This window comes from uncultured Cellulomonas sp. (assembly GCF_963527515.1).
Classification (GTDB): Bacteria; Actinomycetota; Actinomycetes; order Actinomycetales; family Cellulomonadaceae; genus Cellulomonas.
The window spans coordinates 1-8,047 of record NZ_CAURTV010000133.1; the positions used below are offsets into that span (position 1 = coordinate 1).

General features: G+C 75.0%; 7 protein-coding genes and 1 pseudogene. 4 read left to right on the forward strand and 4 right to left on the reverse strand.

All coding sequences use genetic code 11. The features are described from left to right. On the forward strand, positions 1-582 hold a 582-nt coding region (locus RYN42_RS18490), incomplete at its 5' end, for a M15 family metallopeptidase (protein ID WP_315098547.1). Between the two features lies 1 nt (position 583). Here the strand turns inward: RYN42_RS18490 and RYN42_RS18495 are convergent. Genes RYN42_RS18495 through RYN42_RS18510 form a run of 4 tightly spaced genes read right to left on the reverse strand, consistent with a single transcriptional unit; the run spans position 584 to position 6,238 of the window. Then, positions 584-2,017 (reverse strand): DHA2 family efflux MFS transporter permease subunit, encoded by a 1,434-nt coding sequence (locus RYN42_RS18495; protein WP_315098550.1) that lies wholly within the window; start codon positions 2,015-2,017, stop codon positions 584-586. Continuing rightward, entirely contained in the window at positions 2,001-3,071 is a 1,071-nt protein-coding gene (locus RYN42_RS18500) for a DNA polymerase domain-containing protein (protein ID WP_315098552.1), read from the reverse strand. Before RYN42_RS18500 ends, RYN42_RS18495 begins: the two co-directional genes overlap by 17 nt. Before the next feature lie 39 nt (positions 3,072-3,110). After that, on the reverse strand, positions 3,111-6,023 hold the full coding sequence (locus RYN42_RS18505; protein ID WP_315098555.1) for an AAA family ATPase: 2,913 nt from the start codon (positions 6,021-6,023) through the stop codon (positions 3,111-3,113). Further along, complete coding sequence (locus RYN42_RS18510) at positions 6,005-6,238, reverse strand: hypothetical protein (protein WP_315098558.1); 234 nt, start codon at positions 6,236-6,238, stop codon at positions 6,005-6,007. Before RYN42_RS18510 ends, RYN42_RS18505 begins: the two co-directional genes overlap by 19 nt. A 203-nt stretch (positions 6,239-6,441) precedes the next feature. On the opposite strand from RYN42_RS18510, the gene RYN42_RS18515 reads away from it, so the two are divergent. From RYN42_RS18515 to RYN42_RS18525, 3 genes and pseudogenes are all read left to right on the forward strand, one after another. Then, positions 6,442-6,822: a VOC family protein gene (locus RYN42_RS18515; protein WP_315098561.1), complete on the forward strand. Its 381-nt coding sequence runs from the start codon at positions 6,442-6,444 to the stop codon at positions 6,820-6,822. 101 nt (positions 6,823-6,923) lie between these two features. Then, positions 6,924-7,367, forward strand: a complete 444-nt coding sequence (locus tag RYN42_RS18520) for an ATP-binding protein (RefSeq protein ID WP_315098563.1) — start codon at positions 6,924-6,926, stop codon at positions 7,365-7,367. A gap of 199 nt (positions 7,368-7,566) precedes the next feature. Next, a pseudogene (locus RYN42_RS18525) lies at positions 7,567-8,047 on the forward strand (chromosome partitioning protein); the annotation flags it as partial.

Below are 8,047 nucleotides of genomic sequence, written 5' to 3' on the forward strand. Positions count from 1 at the left end.
CACCAGGAGTGGCAGCAGGCACAGGCCGCAGCGGCGGCCGTCGCGGCGCGGGCCGCGCGACCGACCCCGGCGACCCCCCCGACCGGGTCGGCACCGGCCGCCCCGTCGTGCGACACCACCTACTCCGGCCCGCCGTTCTACACCTCGCCCGCGACGGCCGGCGGGGACGGCTCGAACGGCAGGCTCCCCCCCGAGGCGCTGACTGCGATCTCCTGGGACGTCGACCCGCGGGGCACGCCGTACTACCTGACCAACGCGGCCGCTGCGGCACTCGAGCGGCTCAACGGCGCCTTCCGGGCCCAGTTCGGGCACGACCTCGACCTCGACCTGACCTACCGCGACTACGACACGCAGGTGGCCATGCGCGCGGCGCTCGGGTCGGTCGCCGCCAAGCCCGGCACGTCGTCGCACGGCACCGGCCTGGCGCTGGACGTCCCGGAGCTGCCGTGCGAGTACGGCTGGGACACTTCGCAGCGCGACTGGCTGGTCAGCAACGGTCCCGCGTACGGGTGGGTGTCGCCGTCGTGGGCGGGCCGCAACGGCTCCAACCCCGAGTACTGGCACTTCGAGTACCGCGGCTGACTCACCCCAGGTCGCGGGGGCGCACCGCGTCGGCGCTCGACGGCACCGTGAGCAGCGAGATGATCCCGCCGCCCGCCAGCAGGCCGGCGCAGACCAGCAACGCGAGCCGGTGGGCCGGCTGGAGCGTCGCGGGGTCGGTGAGGGTCGCGCCCACCCCGGCGGCCAGCGGCAGCACGGCGATCGCCAGCAGGCCAGCGACGCGCGCAACGGCGTTGTTGACGCCGCTGGCGACCCCCGCCAGGTGGTCCGGCGCCGCAGCCAGGGCGGTCGTCGTCAGCGGCGCGACCGTCGCGGACAGGCCGAGCCCGAACACGAGGACACCCGGCAGGACGTGCGTGAGGTAGGGGGCGTCGGGTCCGGTGCCCGCCAGCAGCACGGCACCGACCGCGCACACCAGGGGGCCGACCGTCATCGGGATCTTCGGGCCCATGATCGTGCTCAGCGCACCCGCCCGCGGCGACAGCAGGAGCATGAGCACGGTGACCGGCAGAGGGGCCAGCCCCGCGGCGAGCGGCGAGTAGCCGGCCACCACCTGCAGGGTCACGACGAGGAAGAAGAACAGCCCCGAGATCGCGGCGTAGATGAGCAGCGTGGCGGCGTTGGTGCCCGAGAACGGCCGCCACCGGAACAGCGCGGGGGGCAGCAGGGGTGCGACCGCGCGGGACTCGACGACCAGGAACGCGACCATCGCGACGACCCCGAGCGCCAGCGTGCCCACCACGAGGGCGTCGGGGGTCCCGCTCTCCGTCCACGCGGTGAACCCGTACGTCAGGGCGCCCAGGCCCAGCGCGCCGAGCACCGTGCCCGCGATGTCGAGCCTCTTGACGGCGTCCGCGTCCACGCTCTCCGGCACGTGCCGGACGGTCGCCCAGACCACCACGACGGCGAGCGGCAGGTTGATGCCGAAGATCCACCGCCACGTGGTGACCTCGACGATCCAGCCACCGAGGAACGGTGCCACTGCACCCGCCAGACCGCCGAGCCCCGACCACGCGCCGATGGCACGGCCGCGGTCCGGGCCGCTGAACGTGGACTGCAGGATGGCCAGCGAGCCGGGGGTGAGGAGTGCGCCGCCGATCCCCTGGAACGCGCGCGCGGCGTTGAGCACCCCGATCGTCGGTGCGACCGCGCAGAGCACCGAGGCGACCGCGAACCACACCACGCCGATCAGGAACAGGCGCCGACGCCCGAACCGGTCGCCCAGCGAGCCGCCCAGCAGCAGGAACCCCGCCAGCGTGAGGGCGTAGGCGTTGACCGTCCACTGCAGGTCCGCGGTCGTGGCGTCCAGGTCGTCGGCGATGGTCGGCAGCGCGATGGTCACCACGGTCGCGTCGATGAACGCGATGGCGGAGCCGAGGACGGTGGCGAAGAGCACCCAGCGCCCGCGCGCGGACGCGTAGACGATGCCCGCCGCGGGCTCAGCGGGGGCGGTCACGGTCCTTGCTCGGCTGCACGCGCTTGGGCTCGCCCGGCATCTTCGGGTACTCCGGCGGGTAGGGCAGGTCGCCCTCGCCCTGCTCGGTCTCCTGGCGGTCGGCCAGCTCCAGCAGCGACTCGATCGAGTACCGCGGGGTGGCCCGCGCGACCAGTGCGGCGAACAGGTCGCCGACCTCGGCGAACCGGGTCGGCATGGTGGTGACGTCGAAGTCGTTGGGGTGCACGTCGCCCACCTCGTCCCAGCGCAGCGGGGCGGAGACCGTGGCGCGCGGGTTGCTGCGGATGGAGTACGCCGAGGCGATCGTGCGGTCGCGTGCCATCTGGTTGTAGTCGACGAAGATCTTGGCGCCGCGCTCCTCCTTCCACCACTTCATGGTGACCTGCTCGGGCAGACGCCGTTCCAGCTCGCGGCCGAACGCGATCGTGGCCCGGCGGGCGTCGACGAACGACCAGCGCGGCTCGATCGGCACGAAGACGTGGATGCCCCGACCGCCGGACGTCTTGGGTGTGCCCTCCATGCCGTGCTCCGCCAGCAGCTCGCGCACGTGCGGTGCGACGCGGGCGGCGTCGTCGAAGTCGGTGCCCGGCTGCGGGTCCAGGTCGATGCGGATCTGGTCGGGGGAGTCGACGTCGTCGCCGACCACCGGCCACGGGTGGAACGTGAGGGTGCCCAGGTTGGCGGCCCACGCCACGACGGCCAGCTCGGTGGGCGCGACCTCGTCGGCCGTGCGGCCGCTGGGGAACGTGATCGTCGAGGTCCGCACGTACTCCGGGGCACCCTGCGGGACGCGCTTCTGGTAGAACGCGTCGCCCGTGGAGTCCGTCCGGGTGGCCAGCTTGGCGCCCTCGAAGACGCCCTTGGGCCAGCGCTCCAGGGTGGTGGGCCGGTCCAGCAGGGCGCCGAGGATGCCGTCGCCGACCGAGACGAAGTACTGGACGACGTCGAGCTTGGTCAGCCCGCGCTCCGGGAAGTAGACCTTGTCCGGGCTGCTCACCCGGACCGCCCGGCCGCGCACCTCGAGCTCGACCGCGGGGGTCTTCGACGGGGACATGGCTCTCAACCTAGGGGCAGGCGCCGACGCCTGCCCAGGTCAGCCCGCACCGATCAGCCCCCGTTGGTGCGCCACCGACACGGCCTCCGCGCGGCCGGAGACGCCGAGCTTGGCCAGCAGGTTGGAGATGTGCACGGAGACGGTCTTGCCGGAGATGAAGAGCTTCTCGCCGATCTGCCGGTTGGACAGCCCCTGCGCCACGAGCGCGAGCACCTCGGCCTCCCGTGCGGTCAGCACGTCGGCTCCCGCCACCCGGACGCCCGGCAGGTCCAGCCGCCCGCGCCGCGCGAGCCCGCGGACGGCGGTGGCCAGCGGCACGGCGCCCATCGCGTCGGCCGCGGTCAGCGCGACCCCCGCCTCGGCGCGCGCGGCGTCCCGGTCACCGGCCTCGAGCAGCGCCTCCGCGAGCCGGAACCGGCTGCGCGCCACCTCGTAGCGGTAGCCGTAGTCGAACTCCGCGACGGTGGCCCGCCAGAGGTCCACGTCGTTGGTGCCCGCGAGCCTGGAGTGCTCGGCGTGCGCGCGCGCCAGCCACGCCCGCCCCTCCGGACCCAGCCGGCCGCCGCGCGGCCGCCCCCGCTCCGCGGTGGTCGTGGCGCGCTCCAGCAGCCGGTCCCCGAGCGCCACCCGCTCGGAGACGTCGCGTCCCATCAGGCGCTCCTGCGCGGCGGCGTCGGCGAGCGCGCTCATGGCCAGCGCGACCAGCCAGATGCCGCCGAGGAAGTAGTCCGACCAGGCCCGCCAGAGGTGCTCGAGCAGGCGCAGCGCGAGCGCGATCGCGTCCTCGAGCTCCCCGCGCCAGGTGTGGGCGTCGATCGTGCAGCCGCCGGCCACGAGGGCGATCAGGCCGTCCCTCGACCAGCTGGGCTCCAGGGCGTGGCCGCGCTCGGCGGCGTCGGCGTCCCCGCGGGCGACCGCGGCGTACAGGTTCACGGCGATCAGCGTGTCCGCCAGCTCGTCGGGCACCGCGCCGATGGAGGCCGGTCGCAGGTCCCCCGAGACGTACCGGATGAGCTGCGTGAACATGTGCAGCTCGACGCCGTAGACGCTCCACGTCATGCCCAGCGACCGGGCGCGCTCGATCCCGTCGGCTGTGACCTGCGTGGCCCCCGCGAGGTCCCCGGCGTAGTAGCGGTTGCTGGCGAGGTTGTACATGGTGCGCAGCTCGGTGGCGTAGTCGCAGGCCTCCCGGGCGCGGGCCAGGGCGCTCTGCAGCAGCTCGGCGGCGCGGTCCTCGTCGTCGACCACCAGCACCGCCAGGGTGGTCAGCGCGTCGGACTCGGCGTCGGCCGCGCCGGCCTCCTTGGCCAGCTCGACCGCCCGCGTGGCGCTGACGAGCGCCTCGTCGTCCAGGTCCGCGTTCAGGGCGCTGCGCGCGTAGGTGGCCAGCGCCCAGGCGCGGTCCGGCGTGGCGGCGTCGGGCAGGTCCGCCAGCGCGCGCGACGACTGCTCCAGCGCGTCGTGCACGCTCTCCACGCCAAGCAGGTAGCGGGCGAGGCTGGTGCGCAGGTTCGCCTGCCGCGGCACGTCGGACCGCGTCTCCTCCACCGCGGCACGGGCCAGCTGCACCGCGCGGTCCACCTGCCCGGCCCGGCTGGCGGCGGCCGCCGCGGCGACGAGCACGTCGATGTGGTCGGTGCCCAGGCCCACGGTGACGTCGGGGACCGCCTCCCACAGGCGGAGCACGACCTCCAGGTGCCGCAGCTCCTCCGCGGGGGCGAGCACCTCGTGCGCCTGGTCGGCCGCGTCGAGCGACGCGCGCAGGGCGGTCGGCAGGTCTGGTGCCCGCAGGGCGTGCGAGGCCAGCTGCGAGGACGGGCCGAGCGCCGGCTGGTCCCGCAGCACCCGCAGGTACGCCCGGTGCAGCGACGACTGCTCGCCGGGCAGCAGGTCGGTGTACACGGCCTCGGCCAGCAGGGCGTGCCGGAACGCGATGAGCTCGCCCTCGCCCACCAGCACGTGGTGGGCGACGGCCTCCCGCAGCGCGGCGTCGACCCCGCCGGGCGCGGTGAGCTGGGGGTCTCCGTCCGCCACGACCGCCGCGCGCAGCAGGGGTTCGGAGACCCGGCGACCCGCTGCCGACGCGATGCGGGCCAGGCGCTGGACGGAGGGGTCGAGGAGCTCGAGCCGGGCGCGCAGGACGTCCGCCAGCGACCAGGGCAGCTCGTCCGCCTCGGCACCCGCTTCCAGCAGCTCCTCGGCGAAGTAGGCGTTGCCCTCGGAGCGGTCGATGACCCGCCGCAGCGTCGACTCGGCCAGCGGAGACCCGCTCAGGGCGGTGGTGAACTCGCGCAGCTCGTCGTCGGTGAACGGGGACAGGTCGAGCCGCTCCACGCGCGGGTGCCGGCCCAGCTCGGTGGCGACGGGCCGCCACGGGTGGCGCCGGTGCAGGTCGTCCGTGCGGTAGCTGGCCACCACGAGCAGGTGCTGGTCGCGCAGCCGCGAGACGAGGAACCGCAGCACGTCGCGGCTGGAGGCGTCGGCCCAGTGCAGGTCCTCCAGGACGAGCAGGAGGGGCCGCCCGGCCGCGCCGACGGCACCGAACGTCTCGACCAGGCCGTCGAACAGCTGCAGCCGGTTCGCCTGGTCGTCGGGCGGGCCCGGAGGGCCGGACGGTCCGGGCAGCAGCCGCGCCAGCGCGGGCCGGTTGGCCACCACCGCGTCGACCGTCTCCGGATCGAGGGCGCGCAGCTGGGACAGGGCCTCCGCGAACGGCAGGTAGGGCAGCCCGATCTCGCCCAGGTCGACGCAGTTGGCCACCACCACCCGGGCGCCCGCGGCGTCCGCCAGCTCGGCCACGTGCCGCAGCAGGCGGGTCTTGCCGACGCCCGCGTCCGCACCGATCAGCACGGTCGAGGGCTCACCGACGCCCGCGCGCCCCAGGGCCAGCGTGAGCTGGTCGACCTGGTGCGCGCGGGCCACGAACGGGGTGCTCATCGAGCCGCGTGCCATGTCCCCGATCCTCGCAGGAGCCACCCACGCGCGGCAGTCCTGCGCGGGCGGACGGGCTGCGCCGCGTCGGTCCGGACCGCGATCGCGTCGGTGGCGTCGGCGGGGCCGTGGCCGCCCCGGTCGTCGCCGAGCGGGATGCCGCGCAGCGCCGTGAACAGGCGCTCGTGGCGGTAGGCGAGCTCGGCGTCGAGGGCGGGTCCCCAGAAGTCAGCCATGGTGTCCTCCTCATGAACGCCGGACCATCTGCCCGGCTCTCGTTGACAACCACGACTCTGGTCGTGAGGGGGCGGTCGCCGGATCGGTCGGTCGACGGGTCCTGAGGTGCGGATCGGGCCGGGGGCGGTCTGAGGCGGGGGGCCGGAGCCCTGAGGGGGTGGCATCCCTGTCTGAGGTACCTCAGAAGGGGCACCATGGGCCGATGGGACTCGTCCAGGTCGCCCAGCACGCGCAGGACCTCGACCGCGCCGCCGCCTTCTACGCGGACCTGCTGGGCACCGCGCCCACCGCGCGGTTCGACCCGCCCGGCCTGCTGTTCTTCGACCTCGGCGGCGTCCGGCTGCTGCTGGAGCGGGGCGCCCCGTCCGCGCTGCTGTACGTGCGGGTCGACGACGTCGCCGCCACGGTCGAGCGGCTGCGCACCCGCGGCGTCGCGGTCGAGTCCGAGCCCCACGTGATCTTCCGGCACGAGGACGACACGCTGGGCCCGGCGGGCTCCGACGAGTGGCACGCGTTCGTCCGGGACCCCGAGGGCAACCTCGTCGGGCTGGTCAGCCAGGTGGCACCGGGGCCCCCGGTATGAGGTGAGGCAGCCCCTCCGCCGGGTCCCACGACCGACGGTTCACTCGGACGCGTCAGCCGTCCCCCCAGGCAGGAACGGACCGCGTCGGGCACGCTGGGCGGGTGGGCGACGTACGAGACCTCCGGAGCGCTGCGAGCGCGCGCCGACGAGACGCACAGACCCTGGCCGGCGAGCTGGTGGTCCAGGCGGAGCGGTCGGCCCCCCGGGTCGTCCGGCACTGGGTCATGCGGACGATCGCCGACGCCGGGGTGGGCGGGTCCTCCAACCAGGTCGTCGAGCTGCTCACGGCGGAGCTGGTGTCCAACGCGGTCGTGCACGGCCCCGAGGCCGGCGAGGTACGGGTCGAGGTCCGGATCGACGCGGAGAGCGTCCGCGTGGGGGTCCGGGACACGGGCGGAGGCCGGCCCACGGTGGGGCACCCGGAGCCGACCGCGCCGAGCGGACGCGGCCTCGCGCTCGTCGAGGCGCTCTCGTCCGACTGGGGGATCCAGACGCACGCGGACGGCAAGACGGTGTGGTTCGAGGTGCGCACGCACGAGGACTGAGCGGTCGGGTCCCGCCCGGCCCGGTCGACACGCCCGGCATGTCCGACGGTGCCGGATCTCACGTCCCGGGCCCTGACCGCTGCTCACAGGGTCTCCTGCGGGCGCCCGTAGTGCGCTGGCCTGCGCCTCGACAGTGCGCGGAGGGCCCGTGCAGCGTAGTTTCGGGGGCGGACGACCAGGAGCGAGGGGCAACCAGACCATGAGCGAGCGCACCGACGGGCAGAACTCGTCGTCGACGACGACGCGACTGCCGGACATCCGTGCCGAGGTGCGCGAGGACGGCACGGGGGAGATCTCCGTCGACGGCGTCATCGAGCGGATCCGCATGGCGACCCTCGCCGAGGCGGGCGCCGCGATCACCAGCCGCATCGCCGGGCTGGCTGGCTCCCTCGGGCAGCCCGTCCCGGTGCAGGTGCGGGACCCCGACGGCGTGTGGTCGCTGCTGATCCACCCGGACGGCCTCGTGGACGAGGCGCCGGGCGAGCCGTCCTCGGACGACGCGGAGAGTGCGCGGACGACCGGCCCGCTCGACGTGGAAGACACGGACGACACAGACGATGCGAAGCCCGCCGCGGGCCGCCCGGCGACGTCGTCCTCGGTCGCCTCGAGCCCCGACGCGTCACCGGTCCCCCCGGCGGCGACGAGCGCCCCGGCCACCTCGCCTGCGCCCGCCCGCGGCC

Coding starts and splice junctions, on each gene's coding strand:
- RYN42_RS18500 (WP_315098552.1), bottom strand. CDS start 3,071: ATGTCCCCGTCGAAGACCCCCGCGGTCGAGCTCGAGGTGCGCGGCCGG.
- RYN42_RS18515 (WP_315098561.1), top strand. CDS start 6,442: ATGGGACTCGTCCAGGTCGCCCAGCACGCGCAGGACCTCGACCGCGCC.
- RYN42_RS18510 (WP_315098558.1), bottom strand. CDS start 6,238: ATGGCTGACTTCTGGGGACCCGCCCTCGACGCCGAGCTCGCCTACCGC.
- RYN42_RS18505 (WP_315098555.1), bottom strand. CDS start 6,023: ATGGCACGCGGCTCGATGAGCACCCCGTTCGTGGCCCGCGCGCACCAG.